The sequence below is a fragment of the Sphingomonas sp. 2378 genome, assembly GCF_038084995.1.
Taxonomy (GTDB): Bacteria; Pseudomonadota; Alphaproteobacteria; order Sphingomonadales; family Sphingomonadaceae; genus Sphingomonas.
Genome location: NZ_JAXCMJ010000006.1, coordinates 1 through 21,903 on the forward strand (window position 1 = coordinate 1; position 21,903 = coordinate 21,903).

At 67.3% G+C, this 21,903-nt stretch carries 23 protein-coding genes; 12 read left to right on the plus strand and 11 right to left on the minus strand.

The features are described 5' to 3' along the window. The 4 genes from SM191_RS04735 to SM191_RS04750 all read left to right on the plus strand — a co-directional run. Nucleotides 1-298, plus strand: a 298-nt coding sequence (locus SM191_RS04735) for a hypothetical protein (protein WP_341505197.1), incomplete at its 5' end; no start/stop codon positions are given. 98 nt (nt 299-396) lie between these two features. Then, a complete protein-coding gene (locus SM191_RS04740; RefSeq protein ID WP_341505198.1) occupies nt 397-1,413 on the plus strand; it encodes a glycosyltransferase in 1,017 nt (338 codons plus the stop codon). Then, nucleotides 1,410-2,888 carry an oligosaccharide flippase family protein gene (locus tag SM191_RS04745; RefSeq protein ID WP_341505199.1) on the plus strand — a complete coding sequence of 493 codons (1,479 nt, stop codon included), beginning with the start codon at nt 1,410-1,412 and terminating at the stop codon, nt 2,886-2,888. The genes SM191_RS04740 and SM191_RS04745 overlap by 4 nt, the downstream gene beginning before the upstream one ends. Nucleotides 2,889-2,943: 55 nt before the next feature. Beyond that, on the plus strand, nt 2,944-3,219 hold the full coding sequence (locus SM191_RS04750; RefSeq protein WP_306996826.1) for a hypothetical protein: 276 nt from the start codon (nt 2,944-2,946) through the stop codon (nt 3,217-3,219). A gap of 78 nt (nt 3,220-3,297) precedes the next feature. Here SM191_RS04750 and SM191_RS04755 read toward each other — a convergent pair whose 3' ends face one another. The 6 genes from SM191_RS04755 to SM191_RS04780 all read right to left on the minus strand — a co-directional run bounded on the left by SM191_RS04755 (nt 3,298) and on the right by SM191_RS04780 (nt 9,217). Further along, nucleotides 3,298-4,140: a DUF4167 domain-containing protein gene (locus tag SM191_RS04755; RefSeq protein ID WP_341505200.1), complete on the minus strand. Its 843-nt coding sequence runs from the start codon at nt 4,138-4,140 to the stop codon at nt 3,298-3,300. Nucleotides 4,141-4,422: 282 nt separating this feature from the next. Continuing rightward, nucleotides 4,423-5,235, minus strand: coding sequence for a peptide chain release factor N(5)-glutamine methyltransferase (prmC, locus tag SM191_RS04760; RefSeq protein WP_341505201.1), 813 nt, complete (start codon nt 5,233-5,235; stop codon nt 4,423-4,425). Nucleotides 5,236-5,513: 278 nt separating this feature from the next. Further along, nucleotides 5,514-6,587, minus strand: coding sequence for a peptide chain release factor 1 (gene prfA, locus SM191_RS04765; protein WP_306996835.1), 1,074 nt, complete (start codon nt 6,585-6,587; stop codon nt 5,514-5,516). Next, a complete protein-coding gene (gene hisS, locus SM191_RS04770; protein ID WP_341505202.1) occupies nt 6,584-7,906 on the minus strand; it encodes a histidine--tRNA ligase in 1,323 nt (440 codons plus the stop codon). Before hisS ends, prfA begins: the two co-directional genes overlap by 4 nt. 48 nt (nt 7,907-7,954) lie before the next feature. Further along, a complete protein-coding gene (locus tag SM191_RS04775) occupies nt 7,955-8,536 on the minus strand; it encodes a cysteine hydrolase family protein (RefSeq protein WP_341505203.1) in 582 nt (193 codons plus the stop codon). Between the two features lie 93 nt (nt 8,537-8,629). Next, the gene (locus SM191_RS04780) at nt 8,630-9,217 is read right to left on the minus strand and encodes a DUF4142 domain-containing protein (protein WP_341505204.1); all 588 of its coding nucleotides are present in this window, start codon (nt 9,215-9,217) and stop codon (nt 8,630-8,632) included. A 143-nt stretch (nt 9,218-9,360) separates the two neighbouring features. Between SM191_RS04780 and SM191_RS04785 the strand changes: the two genes are divergently transcribed. The 4 genes from SM191_RS04785 to ppa all read left to right on the plus strand — a co-directional run bounded on the left by SM191_RS04785 (nt 9,361) and on the right by ppa (nt 13,468). Next, the gene (locus SM191_RS04785; protein WP_306996844.1) at nt 9,361-9,777 is read left to right on the plus strand and encodes a DUF3597 family protein; all 417 of its coding nucleotides are present in this window, start codon (nt 9,361-9,363) and stop codon (nt 9,775-9,777) included. A 307-nt stretch (nt 9,778-10,084) separates the two neighbouring features. Next, nucleotides 10,085-10,747 carry a DUF1345 domain-containing protein gene (locus tag SM191_RS04790; RefSeq protein WP_341505205.1) on the plus strand — a complete coding sequence of 221 codons (663 nt, stop codon included), beginning with the start codon at nt 10,085-10,087 and terminating at the stop codon, nt 10,745-10,747. A 93-nt stretch (nt 10,748-10,840) separates the two neighbouring features. Further along, nucleotides 10,841-12,766, plus strand: coding sequence for a M61 family metallopeptidase (locus SM191_RS04795; protein ID WP_341505206.1), 1,926 nt, complete (start codon nt 10,841-10,843; stop codon nt 12,764-12,766). Nucleotides 12,767-12,889: 123 nt separating this feature from the next. Continuing rightward, nucleotides 12,890-13,468: an inorganic diphosphatase gene (gene ppa, locus SM191_RS04800; RefSeq protein ID WP_306996850.1), complete on the plus strand. Its 579-nt coding sequence runs from the start codon at nt 12,890-12,892 to the stop codon at nt 13,466-13,468. A 513-nt stretch (nt 13,469-13,981) separates the two neighbouring features. On the opposite strand, the gene SM191_RS04805 is transcribed toward ppa, so the two are convergent. After that, on the minus strand, nt 13,982-14,461 hold the full coding sequence (locus SM191_RS04805) for a GNAT family N-acetyltransferase (protein WP_341505207.1): 480 nt from the start codon (nt 14,459-14,461) through the stop codon (nt 13,982-13,984). Continuing rightward, the gene (locus tag SM191_RS04810) at nt 14,458-15,351 is read right to left on the minus strand and encodes a DMT family transporter (RefSeq protein ID WP_341505314.1); all 894 of its coding nucleotides are present in this window, start codon (nt 15,349-15,351) and stop codon (nt 14,458-14,460) included. Before SM191_RS04810 ends, SM191_RS04805 begins: the two co-directional genes overlap by 4 nt. Before the next feature lie 206 nt (nt 15,352-15,557). Between SM191_RS04810 and SM191_RS04815 the strand changes: the two genes are divergently transcribed. Continuing rightward, on the plus strand, nt 15,558-16,364 hold the full coding sequence (locus tag SM191_RS04815; protein ID WP_341505208.1) for a transporter: 807 nt from the start codon (nt 15,558-15,560) through the stop codon (nt 16,362-16,364). Here SM191_RS04815 and SM191_RS04820 read toward each other — a convergent pair. Next, nucleotides 16,343-16,744 carry an NUDIX hydrolase gene (locus tag SM191_RS04820; protein ID WP_341505209.1) on the minus strand — a complete coding sequence of 134 codons (402 nt, stop codon included), beginning with the start codon at nt 16,742-16,744 and terminating at the stop codon, nt 16,343-16,345. The genes SM191_RS04815 and SM191_RS04820 overlap by 22 nt on opposite strands. Nucleotides 16,745-16,909: 165 nt before the next feature. Beyond that, complete coding sequence (gene ispG / locus SM191_RS04825; RefSeq protein ID WP_341505210.1) at nt 16,910-18,037, minus strand: flavodoxin-dependent (E)-4-hydroxy-3-methylbut-2-enyl-diphosphate synthase; 1,128 nt, start codon at nt 18,035-18,037, stop codon at nt 16,910-16,912. An 83-nt stretch (nt 18,038-18,120) separates the two neighbouring features. Here ispG and SM191_RS04830 point away from each other — a divergent pair, with 83 nt between their 5' ends. Genes SM191_RS04830 through SM191_RS04840 form a run of 3 tightly spaced genes read left to right on the plus strand, consistent with a single transcriptional unit; the run spans nt 18,121 to nt 21,170 of the window. Next, the gene (locus SM191_RS04830) at nt 18,121-19,314 is read left to right on the plus strand and encodes an acyltransferase family protein (RefSeq protein ID WP_341505211.1); all 1,194 of its coding nucleotides are present in this window, start codon (nt 18,121-18,123) and stop codon (nt 19,312-19,314) included. A gap of 45 nt (nt 19,315-19,359) precedes the next feature. Then, nucleotides 19,360-20,286: an isoaspartyl peptidase/L-asparaginase family protein gene (locus SM191_RS04835; RefSeq protein ID WP_341505212.1), complete on the plus strand. Its 927-nt coding sequence runs from the start codon at nt 19,360-19,362 to the stop codon at nt 20,284-20,286. 11 nt (nt 20,287-20,297) lie between these two features. Continuing rightward, a complete protein-coding gene (locus SM191_RS04840; protein WP_341505213.1) occupies nt 20,298-21,170 on the plus strand; it encodes a S1/P1 nuclease in 873 nt (290 codons plus the stop codon). 171 nt (nt 21,171-21,341) lie between these two features. On the opposite strand, the gene pal is transcribed toward SM191_RS04840, so the two are convergent. Further along, complete coding sequence (gene pal, locus SM191_RS04845) at nt 21,342-21,866, minus strand: peptidoglycan-associated lipoprotein Pal (RefSeq protein ID WP_267435995.1); 525 nt, start codon at nt 21,864-21,866, stop codon at nt 21,342-21,344. Nucleotides 21,867-21,903 lie beyond the last annotated feature (37 nt).

The window sequence follows — 21,903 nt, forward strand, 5'->3', positions numbered from 1 at the left end:
CCCGAGCACCTTGAATGCCCAGGACAACCGCCAAGCCGCCGCCCGCATGTCCCTTCATCTAACCTACAATGTCAAAGAGCCGACAACAAATCACCGGCAACACCTTACCACCCCGCTCCCAGGGCTTCCAGCGCGCCAGTCTGTCGTAGCTGCATCGGTCAGTCTCGGCGACCACCGCTGCGGTGAAACCCCTCTAGGCCGACCCGCGATTCGGGTCAACACAAAAAATGCCATTTTTCTGCAAAGTTTGAAAAAAGACGGTTTTTCAACCTTCTGCGGCTCGGATGAGCCCCGATGACGGTGGGAACCTTCCGCACATTCGCGAATCGCACCACGGGCCATCCCGCTTTAAGGGCTTCTTAGTCACCCCCTCCTAGGGACATATGCGATCCGAGTATGACGTCGCCCCGCATCAGCGTCGCCCTAAGCGTCTATAACAATGCGGCCTATCTGACGGCGGCCTTGGACAGCATCCTCGCGCAATGCTTCGCCGACTTCGAGCTGGTGATCGTCGATGACGGATCGACGGACGCCTCTCCGGCGATCATCGATCGTTACGCCGCGCGCGACCCGCGCATCCGGGTGATCCGCCAGGCCAATCAGGGGCTGATCACCAGCCTGAACCATATCATCGACGTGGCGCGCGGTGAGTATATCGCGCGGATGGATGGCGACGACATCGCGCTGCCCGAACGATTCGCCCGCCAGCTCGCCTTTCTCGACGCGCATTCCGATCATGGCGTGGTCGGCACCCAGATAAGGGGCATTACCGAAAGCGGCGCACCGCGCCCCGGTCATAAGGTCGAGTATCCCACATCCTCCGACGCCGTGGCCGAAACGCTCGCGTCGCGATCGCCGCTCTGCCATCCCTCGGTCATGATGCGACGCGAGGTATTGCGATCGGTGGGCGGGTACCGGGCGGCTTATCGCCATTGCGAGGATTATGATCTGTGGCTGCGGCTGGTCGATCGGACGCGCATGGCCAATCTGCCCGATCCCCTGCTCCTCTATCGTGCCTCCGCCACGCAGGTGTCGAACCGGCATGTCCTTGCCCAGAATTTCGGCGCCTCGGTCGCGCGGATCGCACGTGCCGAGCGACTCGCGGGACGCCCCGATCCGACCGACGACTGGGACAGCCTGCCCCCGATCGAGGCAATGGACTCCGCGTTCGGACGCCCCGGCCTATCCGCCCGGATCCGCGCGGACGTGACGCGCGGCATCCTGTTCTCGCCCGATGCACTGGCGGGCGAGGGCCTGTCGCTGATCGATGCGCATCTGGAGGATGTCCGACAGCAGCGGGTTCCGCCGGTCCCCGCCTTGTGGCGGACCGTCGCCCGGCTGGTCCGCCATCACCGCCCGGTCGCGGGCCTTCGGCTGGCGGCGGCGCTGGCCGCCCATGCGGTGCGGCGATGAGCGGCGCGTCGGTACGGGGGGCGGCGCTCTGGTCGATCGGGGCGCAATATATCGCCTTTGCGGTTCAGTTCATCGTCAGCGTGCTGATCTCGCGCTTCTTCCTGTCGCCCTCGGAGATGGGCCTCTATTCGATCGCGCTGTCCGCCGCGATGATGGTGTCGGCGCTTCAGGATTTCGGCATCCGGCGCTTCGTCGCGGGCGAGCGCAACCTGACCGAGGAGCAGATCAGGACCTGCTTTTCGGTGTCGGTGATCTTCGCGCTGGGCATCGGCCTATTGATCCTGGCGCTCGCCTGGCCGGTGGCGCGATTCTACGACAATGCGCGGCTGACGCCGTTGCTGGTCATCATCGCCAGCTCCTATCTGATCGTCCCCTTCGGCATCGTGCCCAGCGCGATGCTGCAACGGCGGATGGACTATTATTCGATGTTTCTGGTCAGTGTCGGCGCGGCCCTGGTCAATGCCGCGCTGTCGCTGGGGCTGGCCTGGGCCGGCTATTCGGCCTTTGCGCTCGCCTGGGCGGCGGTCGGCCAGCAGGTCGCGCGCGCGCTGATCGGCCAGTGGCGATCGGGCATCCGACCGCCCTTTCCGCCCAGCCTGCACGGGCTCGGGCCGATCTTGCGCTTCGGATCGAACAGCTCGCTGCTCTATATCAGCGACGCGATCAGTTCGCGCAGCCCCGATCTGGTCGTGGGCCGCGTCCTGGGCCTGACCGCCGTGGGCCTGTTCAGCCGCGCCTCCAGCCTGGGGGCGCAGTTGCAGATGCTGGTCAGCGGCGCGGTCGACGGCGTCTTCTACCCCGCCTTCGCCCGGCTGCGCGATGCGGGCGCCGATCTGGCCGCCCCCTATCAGCGGGTGGTGGCCGCCTATAGCGGCGCGACCTGGCCCGCCATGGCCTTTCTGGCGACCGCCGCGACGCCCATCGTCCTGCTGCTCTATGGTCCGCGCTGGGCGGGCGTCGCGCCGCTGCTCAGCTGGATCGCGATCGGGCAGCTTTTCTTCGCCGCGATTCCACTGCATTTCGAGCTGCCGATCCTGCTTGGGCGGATCCGGCGGCTGGTGGTGGTCAACGCGCTCGACACCATCGCCTCGATCGGACTGTTGGTGCTGGGGGCCTGGATCAGCCTGGAATGGGCGGCGGCGTCGCGCATCCTCTATGGGCTGGCGTGGTTCCTGCTCTATGCGGGGTTGATGAAGCCGCTGACCGGATTCCGCTGGCGGGGAATGCTGATCGTCTATGCGCAGAGCCTTGTCGGAACGCTGGCGACGGTGGCGCCGCTGCTGGCGGTGTATCGCTGGGTCGCGCCGCCCGAGGCGGTCGGCATGGGACTGTTGAGCCTGTCCGCTGTCGCGGGGGTGCTCGCCTGGATCGCGGTGGTCTATGTGCTGCGCCATCCGATCCGGCTGGAGATCAATGCGATCGTCACCAGCGTCTGGAGCCGGATCGCGATGCGCGGGGCCGGGCATACCGCCTGATCCAGGTCAGCCGCCCGCCTTGCCCCGGCGGCGCCCGCGACCCATAGTCGGGGGCATGAGCCCTCCCCCATCCGGTCTCGACGATCCCGAACAGGCGGCCTTCGCCTGGGCGCGGTTCCGCCGCATCATGGCGTGGATGACGATCGCCGCCGCCGTCGCGGTCGGCTTTTCGCTCGCAATCCTCGCGCATGTTTACGGCACGCTCAACTGGGTGACGGTGCTGGGGGTAATCGGTGGGATCGGGGGCATGGTGATGCTGACCGGCGCGCTGATGGGGCTGGTTTTTCTCAGTTCCGGGACCGGTCATGACGAAGATGTCGACCGGCGTTGATCCATCGCAAAAGGGCCGGTCCCCGCGTGATGCGGCGACCGGCCCTTTTCCATCAGCCCGAATAGCGGACGAGGCGGATCAGCCCGCCGCCGCCTCCGGCTCGACCGGCGCGGCCGCACGAACGCGGCGACGGCGCGGCTTTTCCTCGACGGGGGCGTCCGCTTCCGGAGCGGCGCTCAGCGCGGGGGGAAGACGATCGGCGTCGAAGCCTGCGGGTTCGGCCTGGTCCTGGGTCTCGACCGGGCGCTCGCGGCGCGGACGACCGCGACGACGGGGCGCCTCTTCCTCGGCCTGAGGCGCGAGCGTCTCGACCGCAGCGACCGGCTGAGCCTCTTCGGTCATGACCGGCTGCTCGGCGCGGACCTGTTCGGCGCGGACCGGGCGACGATCGTCGCGGCGCGGACGATCCTCACGGTCGCGACGGGGACGATCGTCCCGGTTGCGGTCGTCGCGCTGCTGGTTTTCACGCTGTTGTTGGTTTTCACGGGGCTGATTGTCGCGATACTGACGCTCGCGACGCGGCTCCGCCTCGCCCTGCTGCTCGCCCGGGCGGATGGGATCGCCCTCGTCGCCATAATCCTCGGCATCGTTGTCGAAGCCGTCATCGAACTGCTCGTCGCGCGGTTCCTCGCGCTGGCGGCGCTGATTCTGTTCCTCGAAGCGCGAACGGCTCTCGCTCAACACCCGGAAATAGTGATCGGCGAACTGCCAATAATATTCGGTGTTGACCCGATCGCCCTGACGCTGCGCCTCGGTCGCCAGGTTCTTGTACTTTTCGTACAGCTGGTTGGCGTTGCCGCGCGCGCGGTTGTCGATGCGATTGCCATTGTCGGAACGGCCGGGATTGCCACCCGGACGCTGCCCACCATTGTTGTTGCCGCCACGACCGCGACGGCGGCCGGCCTGCCGATTATTGATCAAGCTGTTCGTCCTTAGTCGTCAAACCAACAAGGTCCACTTTTCCCGGCACCGCGCGCGTCCCGCACGATGCGAAGCTCTGGCGCCCAATGGGCGCTTGCCACGGCCGCCGGACAGCAGCGACTGCATGACGAAGGGTATGGGCATCGGCCCGACATCAACGACCCCGAAAAACGGTGCCCCGAGATAACGGTGGGAATGCCGAATGTTCGCGTGCCCCTGCGCCCGCTCTAGCGGGTCGGACCTATGTCCTTCAAGTGAAATATGGGGCATCATCGCGATTGTTCAATGTGCCAGCAACGCACGCGGTCGCCCGCCCAGGTCGCGGTGCAGCGTCACGGCGAACCCTTGCGCCTCCAGAAGCGGGGTGACGGCCCCCGCCTGCTCATGCCCGATCTCCACCACCGCCGCGCCGCCCGGGGCGAGCAGCCGCCGCAACGCCGGGGCGAGCAGACGGTAATCGTCCAGCCCGTCGGGCCCGGCGAACAGCGCGGCGCCGGGCTCATAGTCCCGCACCTCCGCCGACAGGGGTTCGTCGGTGCCGATATAGGGCGGGTTGGTGACGATGCAGTCGAACGGGCCGGTCAGCGCCGCCGCCCAGTCGCCGCGCACGAACCGCGCCCGCTCGGACAATCCGCAGGCCGCAGCATTGGCGACCGCATAGCGCAGCGCCTCGCCCGAGCGGTCGACCCCCACCCCGTTCGCACCCTGCCACTCGTCGAGCAGCGCGAGCAGCAACGTCCCGGGCCCGGTGCCGAGGTCGAGCAATGTCGCGGGCGGCCGATCCCCGAAATGGGCGAGCGCGGCGGCGATCAGCGTCTCGCTATCGACGCGCGGGACGAGCGCGCCGGGGCCGACCATCAGGTCGAGCGTCCAGAAACCGCGCGTGCCGGTGATATAGGCGACCGGTTCCTGCGCGGCGCGGCGATCGACCAGCGACCAGAAGCTGTCGGGCACGGCGCGGGTCTGGTCGAGCAGCAGCGCGTTCCGCTCGATCCCCAGCGCATGGGCGAGCAGCAACTCGGCATCGAGCCGCGCGGTCGGCGAAAAGAGGAAACGCGCGGCGGCTTCGACCAGCGCGGTGCGGGCGTCGGTCACCTTATCAGCCGAACACCCCGGCGAAAGCCGGGGTCTGACATGAAGAGAATGGTTCGCGCAGAGGCGCGGAGGACGCAAAGATGTCTCGCCCCTGACAACGCCCGAACATGATTCGCAAGCAAAGGAAAAGGCCTTTGGCGCAGCGGGCCAACCCTCTCTGCGTCCTCTGCGCCTCTGCGCGAACTTCATCTTGCGAGATAGAGCGACACGCTTGAACACTCGTCGCCACTGAACCCCGGCCTTCGCCGGGGTGGAAGGATGAGAGGTAGCCGCAGGCGTCACCCATCGAGTGCGGCGAGCCGTTCGGCCTCATCCTCGGCCAGCAGCGCGCCGACCAGTTCGTCCAGTTCGCCTTCCAATATCTCGGGCAGGCGGTGCAGGGTCAGGTTGATGCGGTGATCGGTGACGCGGCCTTGCGGGAAGTTGTACGTCCGAATCCGCTCCGATCGGTCGCCCGAACCGACCATCGAGCGACGGGTGCCCGCGCGTTCCGCCGCCAGCCGCTCGCGCTCCGCTTCGTACAGGCGGGTGCGCAGCACCTTCATCGCCTTGGCGCGGTTCTTGTGCTGCGAGCGTTCGTCCTGCTGGATCACGACCAGCCCGCTGGGGATGTGGGTGATGCGGATCGCCGAGTCGGTGGTGTTGACATGCTGACCGCCCGCGCCCGACGAGCGATAGATGTCGATGCGCAGATCCTTGTCGTCGATCTGGAGGTCGACCTCCTCCGCCTCGGGCAGCACCGCGACGGTCGCCGCCGAGGTGTGGATGCGCCCGCCCGATTCGGTCACCGGCACGCGCTGGACCCGGTGGACGCCGGATTCGAACTTCAGCTTGGCGAAGACGCCCGCCCCCACGACCGAGGCGACGACCTCCTTATAGCCGCCCGTGTCGGGCACCGAGGCGGACATGACCTCGACCCGCCACCCCTGCCGCTCGGCATAACGCTGGTACATGCGGAACAGGTCGCCCGCGAACAGCGCCGCCTCGTCCCCGCCGGTCCCGGCGCGGATTTCCAGCATCGCCGCGCGCTCGTCGGCGGCGTCGCGGGGCAGCAGGGCCAGCGCCAGCGTCCGATCCGCCTCGGCCAGCGCGGTGCGGTTGGCGTGCAATTCCTCCGCCGCCATCTCGCGCAACTCGTCGTCACCGTCCTGCGCCATGAAGGACAGGCTGTCGGCCTCCTGACGCAGACGCCGCACCTCGGCGGCGGCGTTGGCGACGGGTTCCAGTTCGGCATATTCCTTCGACACCGCGACGAAGCGGTCCGAGGGCAGGTCGCCGGTGGCCATCATCGCCTGGAGTTCGTCGCGTCGCGCCTCGATCTGGGCGATGCGTTCGGCGGAGATGGTCTTCATGGCGTCGTCAGACGCTGCGCCAATGAGGGAAGCGCCGCGCCATGCTCGGTCGCAGCTTCGTCATCGAACAGCAGGTCGAAGATACACTCCGCGACCGATTCCAGCGGCACCGTGACCTGATCGCCGGTCTTCAACGCCTTGATCTGCACCTGGCCATTCGCCAGTTCGTCATCGCCCAGGATCAGCGCATAGCTGGCGCGCTGGTCATTGGCCTTGGCCATGCGACGCTTCATGTTGCCACGAAACGCCATGTCGGTGGCGACGCCCGTGCGGCGCAACTCGGCCACCAGCCCGGTCGCGCGCAACTCCGCCGCCGCGCCCATCGGCACCACGACCGCATCGATGACCGGCCTGGGCGGTTCGTCGAGCAGCATCGCCAGCCGCTCGACCCCCGCCGCCCAGCCCACGCCCGCCGTGGCGGGGCCGCCGAGCGACTCGATCAGCCCGTCATAACGACCACCCGCCAGCACGGTGCCCTGCGCCCCCAGCCGGTCGGTCACGAACTCGAACGCGGTGTGGCGATAATAATCGAGGCCGCGCACCAGCCGCGCATTGCGCGTCCAGGCCACGCCCGCCGCGTCCAGCCCCGCCGTCACCGCCTCGAAAAAGGCACGCGCTTCGGGCGTCAGATAGGCATCGATATCGGGCGCGGCATCGGCGATCGGCCGGTCGCGCGGGTCCTTGGAATCGAGGATGCGCAGCGGATTCTTCTCCAGCCGCACCAGGCTGTCCTCGGAAAGCTGATCCCGGTGCGCCTCGAAATGCGCGACCAGCGCGTCGCGCCACGCATCGCGCGTCGCGGCATCGCCCAGCGTGTTGAGTTGCAGCGTCACGCCCTCGGCGATGTTCAGTTCGCTCAGCAACTGGTCGGCCATCACCAGCAACTCGACATCCGCCGCCGGTTCGGGCGCGCCCAGGATTTCGGCGTCGATCTGGTGGAACTGGCGATACCGCCCCTTTTGCGGGCGCTCGTAACGGAACACCGCGCCCGACGTCGCCAGCTTCAAGGGCGCATATTGCTGCCACCCCTCGGTCAGGTACGCGCGGGCGATCCCGGCGGTGAACTCCGGCCGCAGGGTCAGCAGGTCGCCGCCGCGATCGGGGAAGGTGTACATCTCCTTCGACACGACATCGGTCGTCTCGCCGATCGAGCGGGCGAAGACCTGCGTATCCTCGAACACCGGCAGGTCGAGCCGCTGGAAGCCGTAGAGCTCGTGGACATACTCGAAGGTGCGCAGCACCTCCGCAAAGCGGCGCTGCTCGTCGCCGAAGATGTCCTGCGTGCCGCGCACGCGCTTGGGTGTTTCGATCCGTGCCATAGAGGTGGCGGTATCTAGGGTAGCGAAGCCCCGCGCGCTAGAGTGCGATCACGCCTCGCTCGCCAACCACTCCGCCAGCGCGAGTTCGTCGGTGGCACGGGTTTCGGCGCACATGCTGTGCCGCATGATCTCCAGCGCCCAGCGGCGATGCGAATCGCTCTCGCTCGCCACCGTGTCCGCCGGCACCCACAGGTCATATTCGCGCATATGCGCATCGGCGGCGGTGAACAGGACACAGATATCGGCCGCCACCCCGGTCAGGATCAACCGGCTGACGCCCAGTTGCGGCAGCAGCACCGGCAGGTTGGTCGCGTAGAAGCCCGAAAATTGCGGCTTCACCACGAAGTAATCGCGGTCGCGCGGGCGCAGCGCCTCGATCAGCGCGCGGCCCGGACTGTCCTCCCGCGCGCAATGATCCACGATCGAGGAGCGCTCGGAATGCCAATGGCCGAAATTGTCGTTGACGTAGAGCACCGGAACCCCGGCGGAGTCCGCCTCGTCCCGAAGGGCGACGATCCGCGCGGCGGCGGCCTCGGCGGGCTCACGAAGATGCTCGCCGCCCTCGAAATCGAGGTCGTTGATCATGTCGATGATGATCAGCGCGGCGGAATGGGGTGCGGAATCGGCCATGGGCGATCATGGCATGATCGGACGGCGGCCGCGTTGATGTAGCTTAGTGACCGGCCCCCTCTCCGTCCGGCACGGCGAGGGGGCGGCGCGGCATCAGGCCTTCAGGCCCTTGGCCATGTTGAGATGCGCGGTGACGGTCGGGATCAGGCCGGTCGCGAAGGTCTTCAGCGGCGCGGACTCGCCCGTCGCGGCATAGGCCTTGAGCGTGTCGAGCGTCTGTTGATGCCCGGCGGTCTGCTCGGCGATATAGGCCTGGTCGAAGGCGGTGCCGTTCAGGCCCTTCAACTGGTCCAGCTTCTGCTGCTGCTCGGCATTCAGCGTGGGATCGGGGGTGATCGCCGGGGTGGCCGAACCCGCCGCGGTCTTCAGCTTGGCGGTCGAGGCGGTGTGCGCCTCGATCATCGTGCGCGCATAGCTCTTGACCGACGCCGATGCGCCGTTGGTCAGCGCCAGCTTCGACGTCTCGATCTCGAAGGCATCGCTCGCCGCCGCCGCATTGGCGAAGACCTGTGCGGCGGGCAGCGCCGCGGGGGTGGCGTCGGCCATCGCATTCCCCTCGGCCATGCCATTGGTGCTCATGGTGTCGGCGGTCATGCCGTTCTGCACCTGCGGCTCGCTGCGGTTACAGCCCGCAAGGGCCAACAGGGCGGCGGCACCGAGAGCGGTTGCGCGAATGCTCATGCCAATAAGCTCCTAAGATGTTTCGTCAAACCGTGTAAGCGCGCCGTGACGCAGGACGTTCCGTCGCATCCGGACCCGAAAGCCGATCGCATCGTTTGAACCTGGCAACGCCGCTGGGGCGAGATGATGAAGGAACCCGCGTTATGAGCATCTTCGGCAATATTCTGGGCAAGATCTTCCACCACGGCGCGGCCAAGCCCGCCGGAGCGGCCCCGACGCCCGCCCCCGCACCGACCACGACCCAGGCCGCGCCGCAGCAACCCGCTCCCGCCCCGGTGGCCGATGCCGCACCCGCCGCACAGTCGGTCGATGTCGGCGCGGTGCTGAGCGAAATGGCGGCGATGAAGAATGGCGGCGGCAACTATCAAAGCTCGATCGTCGATCTGCTCAAGCTGCTCGACCTGGATTCCAGCCTGGCCGCGCGCAAGGAACTGGCCAACGAACTGGGCGTCCACGCCGCCGAGGACGGCTCCGCCGAGCAGAATATCGCGCTTCACAAGGCGGTGATGGCCAAGCTGGCCGAAAATGGCGGCATCGTGCCGGACAGCCTGCGCAACTAAGGTCGGATCAGGCCTCACCGACACGCATGCCGCACCGCCCTCCTGCCTTCCCTGCAAGGATTCCTCTGCGAAATTCATCCACCACCAACCCGGCGAAGGCCGGGGTCCAGTGACGTCACGATGGGAGCGACTTGCCAACGCCTTCCCAACTGGATTCCGGCCTTCGCCGGGTTGGTCTGGCGGGTTTTGCAACGATCCCCTTCCAGGGGAGGAAAAGGACCGTTGCCCATCCGTCCTGTCCAGGGAGTCGGCTAACGGCATCCGACAGCGATAGCCAAGTGAGGCGTGACGGGATTACACCCGGCTCATGACCACCACCCGCTGGCAGCGCCTGACGACCCGTATCGGCGACCGGATCGCACCGCCGCGTTTCCTGGCCTTCGCGCTGATCCTGATCGTATCGGCCATGGTCCTCGTTCCGCCGCTAGGGCTGACGCGGGGCATATTGGCCGGGTTCGATATCGCCGCCTTCCTGTTCCTCGTCTCGCTCATTCCCCTGTTGCGGCAGGGCGAGGCGGCGAAGATGCGGCGGCGCGCGGCACGGAACGATGCCAATCGCGCGGTCCTGCTGGTATTCTGCGGGATCGTTCTGTTCGTCATCCTGATCGCGGTCGGGGGCGAGTTGCGCGGGCGGAGCAGCCCCGTCACCGTCGCGCTGGTCGTCGGCACGCTGATCCTCGCCTGGCTGTTCTCCAACATCGTCTATGCGCTGCATTATGCGCATCTCTTCTACAGCGCGGGGGACAAGGGGGATGTCGGCGGCCTCGACTTTCCCGACACGGCGGAGCCCGATTACTGGGACTTCCTCTATTTCTCGGTGACGCTCGGCATGACCTTCCAGACCTCCGACGTGTCGATTGCCTCGCGACGGATGCGGCGGGTGGTGACGGGCCAGTGCCTGGCCGCCTTCATCTTCAACCTGGGCGTGATCGCCTTCACCGTGAATGTGCTGGGCGGCGGCGGCGGATAAGGCCTAGCCACGGCGCGCGGGGAAAAGGTCTGGACGACTGGCCTATCGGGTGCCTAACCTGCCCGCATCTCTCTTCGCCGCAAAAGGCTCTCCATGATCCGTCCCGTCTTTCATGCCCTGATCGCCGTGTCCCTGGTTTCGACCGCCGCCGTCTCGCTCGCGCAGGTGCCGTCGGGCAATTCCGCCCCCGCCGGTCCCCTGCCCTTCGTCAATACGATCCCCGATGCAGTCGACACCCCCTATCCGGGCACGATCAACCTGGTGGTCGACGCCACCGATACCGAGCGCGGCATCTTTCGCATGAAGGAGACGATCCCCGTCGCCAAGGTGGGGCCGATGGCGCTGCTCTTCCCGAAATGGCTGCCCGGCGCGCACAATCCGCGTGGCGAGATCGAGAAGCTGGCGGGCCTGGTCATCAAGGCCAATGGCCGCATCCTGCCCTGGACGCGCGACCCGGTCGATGTCTTCGCCTTTCATATCGACGTGCCCGCGGGCGCGAAGCAACTCGACCTGGAGTTCCAGTTCCTGTCGGCGACCAAGCCCGACCAGGGCCGCATCGCCGTCACCCCGACGATGATCTCGCTGCAACCCAATTCGGTCAGCCTCTACCCGGCGGGCTATTATACCCGACAGATCCCGATCCAGATGACCGCGATCTTCCCCGCAGGCTGGACGGCGGCGGGCGCGGTTCCGGCCAAGGCGTCGGGCTCGACCTACACCTATGACACGACCAATTACGAAATCCTGGTCGATTCCCCGGTGCTGGCGGGCAAATATGGCAAGGTCTTCCCGCTGACCCCGCGCGTCAACCTGAACGTCTTCGCCGACAACGCCGCCGAGCTGAACGCCAAGCCCGAACAGATCGCAGCGCACCAGCGGCTGGTCGATCAGGCGGTCAAGGCGTTCGGCGCACAGCATTACGATCATTATGAATTCCTGCTGTCGATCAGCGACCAGCTCGGCGGCATCGGCCTGGAGCATCACCGTTCGTCGGAAAACGGCGTGACGCCGGGCTATTTCACCGAATGGGATTCGGGGCCGGGCCGCCGCAACCTGTTGCCGCACGAATTCACCCATAGCTGGGACGGCAAGTTCCGGCGCGGGGCCGATCTGTGGACCCCCGATTTCCGCACGCCGATGCGCAATTCGATGCTGTGGGTCTATGAGGGGCAGACGCAATTCTGGGGTTATGTGCTCCAGGCGCGGTCGGGGATGGTGTCGAAGCAGGATACGCTGGACCAATATGCATCGATCCTGGGCATCTACGACACCGCGCCCGCGCGGCAGTGGCGCGACCTGATCGATACCACCAACGACCCGATCATCTCGTCGCGCAAGCCCAAGGGCTGGACGAGCTGGCAGCGGTCGGAGGATTATTACAATGAAGGCCTGATGGTCTGGATGGAGGTCGATGCGATGCTCCGCCAGAAGTCGAACGGCACCAAGTCGATCGACGATTTCGCCAAGGCCTTTTTCGGCATCCGCAACGGCGACTGGGGCGAGGTGACCTACACCTTCCAGGATGTCTCCGACACGCTGAACGCGATCGTGCCCTATGACTGGGCGGGCTTCCTGACCAAGCGCCTGACCGAAACCGGCCAGCCCGCGCCGATCCAGGGCTTCGCGATGAACGGCTACAAGCTGGTCTACACAGCCGAGCCGACCCCGACCTTCAAGCAGAACGAGAAGGGCCGCACCGATGTCAGCTATTCGCTGGGCATGGTCGTCTCGAACAGCGGCGACGTCACCAGTTCGATTTGGGACAGTCCGGCGTTCAAGGCGGGGATCGATGTCGGCACGCAGATCCAGGCGGTGAACGGCGAAAGCTATTCGGGCGACCGCCTGAAGGCCGCAATTCTGGCCGCCAAGGATCCCGCCAGGCCGGTCAAGTTGGTGATAAAGAACCAGGATCGCTTCCGCGAAGTGACGCTCGCCTATACCGGCGGCCCGCGCTATCCGCGTCTGCAGAAGGTGGGGACCGGCGAAACCGGGCTGGACCGTTTGCTGACCGCACGCTGACGTCTTTCTGACGAGGGCGTCACCGCCCTCTATCGACACCCTATGGCGGGTTGCGCTATCGCGCCCGCCATTGTTTTTCCACCGGAACCCGGTTCCGGTCCATTGGCAAAGAAAGACTGACCGATGCGCATCGACCTCATTCCCGTCGGCAAGAGCCCGCCCGACGACATCAACGTCGTGATCGAAGTGCCCACCGGTGGCGAGCCGGTGAAGTATGAGTTCGACAAGGCGAGCGGCGCGCTGTTCGTCGACCGCATCCTGCACACGCCGATGCGCTATCCGGCGAATTACGGCTTCGTGCCGCACACCCTGTCGCCCGATGGCGACCCTCTCGACGCGCTGGTCGTGTCGCGCACGCCCTTCATTCCGGGCTGCGTCGTGCGCGCGCGCCCGATCGCGGTGCTGAACCTGGAAGACGAAGCGGGCGGCGACGAGAAGCTGGTCTGCGTGCCGGTCGACTCGACCTTCCCCTATTATTCGAATGTCGGCGGTCGCGACGACCTGCCCGAGATCGTGTTCCAGCAGATCGAGCACTTCTTCACCCATTACAAAGACTTGGAGAAGAAGAAGTGGGTGCGCATCGGCACCTGGGGCGACCGCGACGAAGCCCGCCGCATCGTCGTCGAGGCGATCGAGCGCTATGACGACGCCAAGGCGAAGGGCGAAGAGCCGCACGACCACGACGTGCCCGGCCGCGCCTGAACCTTTCGGATTTCTGTTGGAAGGAAACGCCTCGGTGCCCGGCACCGGGGCGTTTCTTTTATCCCCTCTTCTCACTCCCCTCCCGCAGGCGGCAGGGGCCGTCTCTTCTTCTTTCTCCCCTCCCGCAGGCGGGAGGGGCTGGGGGAGGGCAATCCGGGAGCCCGGGGAGAGGACTTCCCATGACCTTCGACTACGCTCAGGCTGAACGGCGGTTGAGGAAGCGGATGCGCAGTCCCCATCCTCCGTTCACGCTGAGCGAAGTCGAAGCGCACGCCCCGCCGTGCGGCATAGTGACGTGAATCCCTTGGCCTTCGACTATGCCCAGCCTGAACGGGGGGGGGGGATAATCGGCGAAGAAAGAAGGATGGTTCGCGCGGAGGCGCGGAGAACGCGGAGGTGTCTCGCCCGCCGCTGACGGCACCCGGCAAAACCAAATTGGCGGCAGGGGAATGACGCGCGCCGCCAAGCCCCCCCTTCCGCGTCTCCGCGCCTCCGCGCGAACCCTCTTTCGCCCTACCGCCCCGCCAACCGCGCCAGCGCCTCGCCGGAAACCCGCTGTACCGTCCACTCATCCATCGCCCGCGCCCCCATCGCGCGGTAGAATGCCACGGCGGGCCTATTCCAATCGAGCACCGACCATTCGAACCGGCCCCAGCCGCGATCCCGCGCAATGCCCGCCAGATGGACCAGCAACGCCTTGCCCACCCCGCCCCCGCGCGCGGACGGCGTGACGTAAAGGTCTTCCAGATACAGCCCCTGCCGCCCGGTCCAGGTCGAGAAATTGGCGAAAAACAACGCGAAGCCCACTGCCTGCCCATCGCGCTCGGCGATCACCGCCTCCGCCGCCGGGCGGTCACCGAACAGCGCCGCCTCCAGCATAGGCTCGGTCGCGACGACGGCGTCGGGCTCGCGCTCGAACGCGGCCAGTTCGCGGACGAAGCGCAGGATGGTCGCCGTGTCGGCCCGCTCAGCCGCCCGGATGGTGATGCTCATAATCCCGCCTCGCTCTGGGGCCCCGGCCCCGGTTGCCGCACCGCGAAGACGCAGCCCGCGATGATCAGCGCCGCCCCGACCAGCGTGAACGGCGACACATGCTCCCCGAACACCGCATAGCCCAGGCACGCCGCCCAGACGAAGGCGGTATATTCGACCGGCGCCAATATCTGCGCCTCCGCCCGCGCATAGGCCCAGGCGAGCAGCAGCGCCGACAGGCTGCCCAGCGCCGCGGCGGTGACGATGCCGGGCCACTGCCCCATGGCGGGCCAGCCCGAGACGAAGGGGGCGGCGGGCGTCATCAGCACGGCGATCACCAGCATGGTGAACAGCGCCACCTCGGTCGGACCCGCGACCTGCGCCTGTCGCCGCAACAGCACCAGGCTGACCGCATAGAGGATCGAGGCGACGAGGATGGCGAGCGAGCCCAGCACCGTCTGGGTCGAAGCCTGCGCCTGCACCTCGCCGCCCGCGATCACCAGCACCCCCGCCCCCGCGATCAGCGAGCCCAGGATCGCCGCCCGCCGGATCGTCTCGCCCAATGTGAAAGCCGCCAGAAACAACGCGATCAGCGGCGCGAGGAAGGTCAGCGCCACGCTCTGCGCCATCGGCACCCGCGCCAGCCCCCAGAAGAACAGCAACACCGACGCGCCCCCGGTCGCCCCGCGCGCGATATGAAGTGTCAGCGCATGACGCCCCGGCCAGCGCCCACCGCGCAACAGGAACAGCGCCCCCGTGATCGCAACGCCCACCCAGGAGCGCCACAGCACCGCGCTATAGGCGCCGCTATCGATCGACAGCCGCTTCATCAGCGTATCCATCACCGAATAGATGGCGATGCCCAGCGCCGCGGCGCCGAAGGCGATGACGGGAGAGGTGCGCGCGCTCATGCGGTCGGCGATACCGGGGGTGACGGGGAAAGGCGAGTGTCCGATCACCACGTCGCCACCCTCACCCTTCCGGTGCTTCGCGCCTCCCTCCCTCTCCCAACGGGAGGGGGAAGGATCGGGGTATCACCCCATCGAACATCTCCGGGATTAAACCCCGCCCCGCATCCGTTGCCCCTGCGAGACACGACACCAAGGGACAAAGGGTCATGAAGACGCTCCTCGCCGCAACGGGTCTGGCCATGCTGCTGGTGGCCCCCGCGAGTGCACAGGTCACCGCCTCGGTCGGCGCCGACTATACCTCGGGCCAATATGGCACCGGCCAACGCGTGCGCAGCGCCAGTTCGACCGCCTCGCTGCGCGCCAAGCACAAGCGGGTGACGGTGTTCGCCGCGCTGCCTTATGTGCAGGTCGATGCGCCGGGCAATGTCGTCGCCCCCGGCGGGCCGCTGGGCCTGCCGATCCTGGTCGACCCCACCCGCCCCGCGACCCGCGTGAAGCGCAGCGGGCTGGGCGATGCGGTGGTCGGGGCCTCGGTGCAACTGGTGCCGCCGCGCCGTCATCACCTGGCGCTGGCGCTGACCGGCAGCGCGAAGCTGCCCACCGCCTCGGCCTCGCAAGGACTTGGCACCGGCAAGGCGGATTATTCGGTCGTCGCCGAAGCCGCCGTGCCGGGCAAGGTCACGCCCTTCGCGGCGATCGGCCATAGCTTTGTCGGGCAGCCCGACGCCTATGCCTTGCGCGACGTGACCAGCGCGCGCGGCGGCGTGGCGCTCGGCATCGGCAAGGCGAGCGAGGTCAGCGTCTCGTACAATTACGCCTCGCGGGTCAGCGATCAGGTCGCCGACCGGCAGGAGATCGGCGCGGGGCTCGACACCGCGCTATCACAGCGCCTGTCGCTGGGCGTGCAGGGCAGCGCCGGGGTCAGCAAGGGCGCGCCGGACGGGGGTGCGGCTGGGACTGCGGCTCTGATCCTCTCCGGCACCGGGAGGATTCAAGCGAGCCCCTGTCGGTAGCGAGGCAGGATATGATCGCGGAGCAAGGGCGCGATCGGCATCGCCTCGACCGAATCGACATCGACCCAGATCGCCTCCGCAATTTCGGCGGCGGGGACCGGGTCGTGATCGACGCACAGGTGAAAGACGGCGGCATCGACCTGGTGCCCCGGCTCGTTCGCCGCCGCGGCCGAGAAGCGACCGACCGGGCGTAGCGCGTCCTCCGCGATCGCCAGCCCGATTTCCTCGTCCAACTCGCGGACCAGCGCGGCGGCGGGGGTTTCGCCCGGCTCGATCTTGCCGCCCGCCTGCATGAAGAAGCGGGTTCCCGTCTTGCGGACGAGGAGGAGCCGTCCGGAGGAGTCCTCGATCAGGGCGGCGGCGATACGAATGATGGTCATGCCGAAACCGTAACGACACCCATTCCTCCCCTGCAAGGGGAGGGGGACCAGCGAAGCTGGTGGAGGGGTGTCCCCGGTGGTGAGGAAACCCCGCCCCATCGACCGGGGACACCCCTCCGTCAGGGCTCCGCCCTGCCACCTCCCCTTGCAGGGGAGGAATACGAGTTACTCCGCCGCGATGGCCGCCTTGGCGATATCGGCCGCTTCCAGTTCGGCGGCCTTGGCCTCGACCAGCTTGACGATATGCTCGACCATGTCGGCATCCTCGACCGTGTGGTCGGTCAGGCCCGACAGATAGACCATGTGCTTGCCATTGCCGCCGCCGGTCACGCCGATATCGGTTTCGCGCGCTTCGCCGGGGCCGTTGACGACGCAGCCCAGCACCGACAGCGACATGGGCGTGCGGATATGCTGGAGCCGTTCCTCCAGCACCTGCACGGTGCGGATCACGTCGAAGCCCTGGCGCGCGCAGGACGGGCAGGATACGACCCGCACGCCGCGATTGCGGATGCCCAGCGCCTTCAGGATCTCAAAGCCGACGCGCACCTCTTCCTCGGGCTCGGCCGAGAGCGAGACGCGGATCGTGTCGCCGATCCCGAACCAGAGCAGCGAACCGATGCCGATCGAGGACTTGACCGTCCCGCCGATCAGCCCGCCCGCCTCGGTAATGCCCAGATGCAGCGGGCAATCGGTCGCCTCGGCCAGCCCCTGATAGGCCGCCACCGCCAGGAAGACGTCGGACGCCTTCACCGCAACCTTATATTCGTGGAAGTCGTGATCCTGGAGCAGCTTGATATGGTCGAGCGCCGATTCGACCAAAGCCTCGGGACAAGGCTCGCCATATTTTTCGAGCAGGTCCTTTTCGAGGCTACCGGCATTCACCCCGATGCGGATCGCACAGCCATTGGCCTTGGCGGCGCGGACGACTTCGGCGACGCGCGCGGACGAACCGATATTGCCCGGATTGATCCGCAGACAGGCCGCGCCCGCATCGGCGGCTTCGAGGGCGCGCTTATAGTGGAAATGGATGTCCGCGACGATCGGCACCCGCGCCGCCTTGGTGATCTTGGCCAGCGCGGCGGTCGAATCGGTGTCGGGGCAGGAGACGCGGATGATGTCCGCCCCCGCCTCTTCGCAGCGCCGGATCTGGTCGAGCGTGGCGACCGAATCGCTGGTCGGCGTGTTGGTCATGGTCTGCACGGTGACGGGGGCGTCGCCGCCCACGGGCACGTTGCCCACCATGATCTGACGGCTTTGGCGGCGGACGATATCTCGCCAGGGACGAATGGACATGGGCCCTTATATACGCGCGCGGCGTTGCGGTTCAAAGTCAGTGCTGTACCAGACGCCCCATAATGATCGCCCGATGACCCCCCATGACTGCTGTCGCCCCCATTCCCCGTCATTACGGACTCGACTGGCTGCGCGTCGGGGCCTTCGCCATATTGATCCTCTATCATATCGGCATGGTATTCGTGCCCTGGGGCTTTCACGTCCAGCTGGCGCGGCTGCCCTGGGTCGCGATCCCCATGCTGGCCAGCAATCCGTGGCGGCTGATGCTGTTGTTCGTCGTGTCGGGCTATGCCACCCGCGCGCTGGCGGTGCGGCATCCGAGCATCTTCAGCTTCGTGCGCGGGCGGAGCATCCGGCTGCTCGTCCCGCTGGCCTTTGGTGTAGCCATATTGGTGCCGCCGCAAATCTGGGCCGAACTGGCGAGCAAATACAGCTATGGCGGGTCCTATTGGACCTTCTGGACGCGCGACTGGCTGGGCTTCCGCGCGATCGGCGGGGTGGTGCCGTCCCCTGCCTGGAACCATCTGTGGTTCGTCGGTTACCTATGGGCCTATACCATGGCGGTGGCGGCGATGCTGGCGACCGGGGGTCGCTGGGGTGCGAAGGCGCAAGGACTGTTCGACCGGGTGCTGGGCGGATGGGGCGGCGCGGTGGTGCCGGTGGTCTGGCTGCTGCTGGTCGATATCCGCTTCTTTCCCGGTCAGTCGGAGACGCATGGGCTGTTCGACGACTGGCTGGCCCATGCCATTTATTTCCCCGCTTTGCTGTTCGGATTCGGCATGGCGGGGTCGGAACGGGTGCTGGACAGCTTCCGGCGCGGCTGGGTGGCGGCGGGACTGATCGCGCTGGCGAGCTATGGCGTGGCGGCGGGGCTGGAGTGGCGCTGGCCGGGCCTGGCGGGCGCGCCGCAGGGACTGGGCATCGTCTTTGCCGGCGCGCGCGCGGTGCAGGGATGGATGGCGGTCGTCGCGCTGATCGGCGTGGCGGAGCGGTTCTGGAACCGCGATCACCCCTGGCGGCGGCCCCTGACCGAAGCGGTCTTTCCCTTCTATCTGGTCCATCAGACGCTCATCATCCTCGTCGCCTTTTACCTGCGGCGGGCGGGGTTGCCTTTATGGCTCGACGCGCTGGTCCTGATCGTGGCGACGGTGGCGGGGTGCTGGGCCTTCTACCTCCTTGGGCGCAGGGTGCGCTGGTTGCGACCGCTGATCGGCCTGAGGCCACATCCCGTTGGTCGGCCTGCGGCCTCGGGGGATGGCAGGAAAGCCGCGATCTGATAGGGGCGCGGCCATCCTTTCCCCTGGTTTATCGGAGTTCCCGCCATGTCCGCTTCCTGGTCGCTGGTCATCCATGGCGGCGCGGGCCGGATCACCCGTGACGTGCTGACGCCCGAACAGGATGCGGGCGCGCGTGCCGGGCTCGATGCCGCGCTGAAGGCCGGGTCGGCGGTGCTGGCGAGCGGCGGCACCGCGCTCGACGCGGTCGAGGCGGCGGTGCGGGTGCTGGAGGACGATCCGCACTTCAATGCCGGGCGCGGCGCCTGCTTCACGCGGGAGGGGACCAACGAACTCGACGCCGCGATCATGGACGGGCGCGACCGGCGCGCCGGATCGGTCGCGGGCGTGACCCGCACCCGCAATCCCGTATCGCTCGCCCGCAAGGTGATGGAGGCCAGCCCCCATGTCCTGCTCGCCGGGGCGGGCGCCGACCGCTTCGCGATCGAACAGGGCGTGGAGCAGGTCGATCCCGCCTGGTTCCACACCGAGGAGCGTCGCCGCCAGCTCGACGAACTCCTCTCCCGCCATGCCGACGCCTTCGACAGCGACATGAAATACGGCACGGTCGGCGCAGTCGCCTGTGATGCCCGGGGGCATGTCGCCGCCGCCACCTCGACCGGGGGCGTGACGGGCAAGCGCTGGGGCCGGATCGGCGATTCGCCGCTGGTCGGGGCGGGCACCTATGCCGACGACCGGGCCTGCGCGGTGTCGTGCACGGGTTCGGGCGAGGTCTTCATCCGCGTCGGCGTCGGCCATGAGATCGCCGCGCGCCGCCGCTTCATGGGTGAGGACGTTCAGGCGGCAGCGGACACCGTGCTGGCCGAGGTCAAGGCGCTGGGCGGGACCGGCGGCACCATCGTCGCCGCGCCCGACGGGACCATCGCCTGGAGCATGACCACCGCAGGCATGTATCGCGGCCGCGCGACGTCGGCGGGCGAACACCGGGTGGCGATCTACGTCGACGAAGGATAAAAGGCACGCCCATGAAGCACTTGCGTATCCTGATCGTGATGCTGGCGGGCCTGTTCGCCAGCCTGTCCCTGGCCTCCCCCGCCGCCGCCTATTGGGAATATGGGCATGAGACCGTCGCGGCCATCGCCTGGGCCAATATCACGCCGCACGCCCGCGCCGAGATCCGCCGGATCCTGCGAGCGCAAGGTCAACTCGACACGCCGCCCTGCCCCGTGCGGACGATCGAGGAGGCCAGCGTCTGGCCGGATTGCGTCAAGCCGCTGAAGGATGCGGAGGGCAAGTCGCGCTTCGGCTATGCCTATGTCTGGCACTATCAGAATATCGACATCTGCCAGCCCTTCCGCCTGCCCCCGGCCTGCGACACGGGCGACTGCGTGTCGGCGCAGATTCCGCGCCAGCTCGCCATCCTGAAGGACAAGCGCACCGCGCCGAAGGAGCGGGTGATGGCGCTGGCCTTCCTCGTTCACTTCGTCGGCGACCTGCACCAGCCGCTTCATGCCGGGGACAAGAGCGACAAGGGCGGCAACGACACCCATGTCGATTACGGCGTCTATGCGACGCCCCGGCTGAACCTCCATTCGATCTGGGACGGCCTGCTCGCCGAGCGGGCGATCTCCGCGCCGCCCAAGCTGGTCCGCCCCTATCCGGCGGCCGAACGGCGACGCGAATCGGCGGGTGATGTGATGGACTGGAGCCGGGAGAACTGGGCCATCGCCAAGCGCGCCTATGCGGCCGCGATGGGCGGCGATCCGTGCCAGCCGACGCCTGCGCACATGACGATGAACGAGGAAGCGATCCGTGCCATGGCCCCGCTCGAGCGCGAACAGGTGAAGCGCGGCGGGTTGCGCTTGGCGAGGCTGTTGGACAGCGCGTTCCGGGGCTAACGCATTCCTCCCCAAGCTTTGCTTGGGCAGGGGGACCACCGCGGAGCGGTGGTGGAGGGGCAAGGACGGACCGGCCTGCCCTATCCGATCGCCCTCACGGGCGACGCCCCTCCACCATGTCCTTCGGACATGGTCCCCCTCCCCATCAGAGATGGGGAGGAATGAAGCAAATCAGCTCAGGACGATCGTCACCGCGCGGCGGTTTTGGGCGTAGCTGGCATCGTCCGAACCCAGCGCGATCGGGCGTTCCTTGCCATAGCTGATGACGTTCATCCGGTCGGGCGAGACACCGCGCGCCGCCAGATAGTTCTTGGCGGCGTTGGCGCGGCGGTCGCCCAGCGCGAGATTATATTCGCGGGTGCCGCGCTCGTCGCAATGCCCTTCGATCGTGATGCGGACATTGGGATAACGCTGCAACCAGGCGGCCTGGCTGTCCAGGATCGCGCGCGCCTCGGGATCGATGTCATATTGGTCGAGCCCGAAATGCACGGTGTTCGACGTCACCGAGCGGCGGAAATCGGCATCCGAGCCGGGCACGATCGCGCCGTCCGGATTGGTGTTCGCGCCCGCATTGGGGTCCACCGGCGCATTCTGATCCACCGGCGCGGGCGGCAGCACTTCGGGCCGCTTCTTGGCGCAGCCGGCGATCGCGAGCGCCATGGTGGCGACGACGAACGTGGTCTTGATCTTGGTCACTGGACTATCACTCCCTTTTGGTTCGTTTCGCCCCCGA

Excerpts from the sequence above, each read along its gene's own strand:
- SM191_RS04740 (WP_341505198.1), top strand. The coding sequence starts at position 397 with ATGACGTCGCCCCGCATCAGCGTCGCCCTAAGCGTCTATAACAATGCG.
- SM191_RS04745 (WP_341505199.1), top strand. The coding sequence starts at position 1,410 with ATGAGCGGCGCGTCGGTACGGGGGGCGGCGCTCTGGTCGATCGGGGCG.
- SM191_RS04750 (WP_306996826.1), top strand. The coding sequence starts at position 2,944 with ATGAGCCCTCCCCCATCCGGTCTCGACGATCCCGAACAGGCGGCCTTC.
- prfA (WP_306996835.1), bottom strand. The coding sequence starts at position 6,587 with ATGAAGACCATCTCCGCCGAACGCATCGCCCAGATCGAGGCGCGACGC.
- hisS (WP_341505202.1), bottom strand. The coding sequence starts at position 7,906 with ATGGCACGGATCGAAACACCCAAGCGCGTGCGCGGCACGCAGGACATC.
- SM191_RS04775 (WP_341505203.1), bottom strand. The coding sequence starts at position 8,536 with ATGGCCGATTCCGCACCCCATTCCGCCGCGCTGATCATCATCGACATG.
- SM191_RS04780 (WP_341505204.1), bottom strand. The coding sequence starts at position 9,217 with ATGAGCATTCGCGCAACCGCTCTCGGTGCCGCCGCCCTGTTGGCCCTT.
- SM191_RS04785 (WP_306996844.1), top strand. The coding sequence starts at position 9,361 with ATGAGCATCTTCGGCAATATTCTGGGCAAGATCTTCCACCACGGCGCG.
- SM191_RS04790 (WP_341505205.1), top strand. The coding sequence starts at position 10,085 with ATGACCACCACCCGCTGGCAGCGCCTGACGACCCGTATCGGCGACCGG.
- SM191_RS04795 (WP_341505206.1), top strand. The coding sequence starts at position 10,841 with ATGATCCGTCCCGTCTTTCATGCCCTGATCGCCGTGTCCCTGGTTTCG.
- ppa (WP_306996850.1), top strand. The coding sequence starts at position 12,890 with ATGCGCATCGACCTCATTCCCGTCGGCAAGAGCCCGCCCGACGACATC.
- SM191_RS04805 (WP_341505207.1), bottom strand. The coding sequence starts at position 14,461 with ATGAGCATCACCATCCGGGCGGCTGAGCGGGCCGACACGGCGACCATC.
- SM191_RS04810 (WP_341505314.1), bottom strand. The coding sequence starts at position 15,351 with ATGAGCGCGCGCACCTCTCCCGTCATCGCCTTCGGCGCCGCGGCGCTG.
- SM191_RS04815 (WP_341505208.1), top strand. The coding sequence starts at position 15,558 with ATGAAGACGCTCCTCGCCGCAACGGGTCTGGCCATGCTGCTGGTGGCC.
- SM191_RS04820 (WP_341505209.1), bottom strand. The coding sequence starts at position 16,744 with ATGACCATCATTCGTATCGCCGCCGCCCTGATCGAGGACTCCTCCGGA.
- ispG (WP_341505210.1), bottom strand. The coding sequence starts at position 18,037 with ATGTCCATTCGTCCCTGGCGAGATATCGTCCGCCGCCAAAGCCGTCAG.
- SM191_RS04830 (WP_341505211.1), top strand. The coding sequence starts at position 18,121 with ATGACTGCTGTCGCCCCCATTCCCCGTCATTACGGACTCGACTGGCTG.
- SM191_RS04835 (WP_341505212.1), top strand. The coding sequence starts at position 19,360 with ATGTCCGCTTCCTGGTCGCTGGTCATCCATGGCGGCGCGGGCCGGATC.
- SM191_RS04840 (WP_341505213.1), top strand. The coding sequence starts at position 20,298 with ATGAAGCACTTGCGTATCCTGATCGTGATGCTGGCGGGCCTGTTCGCC.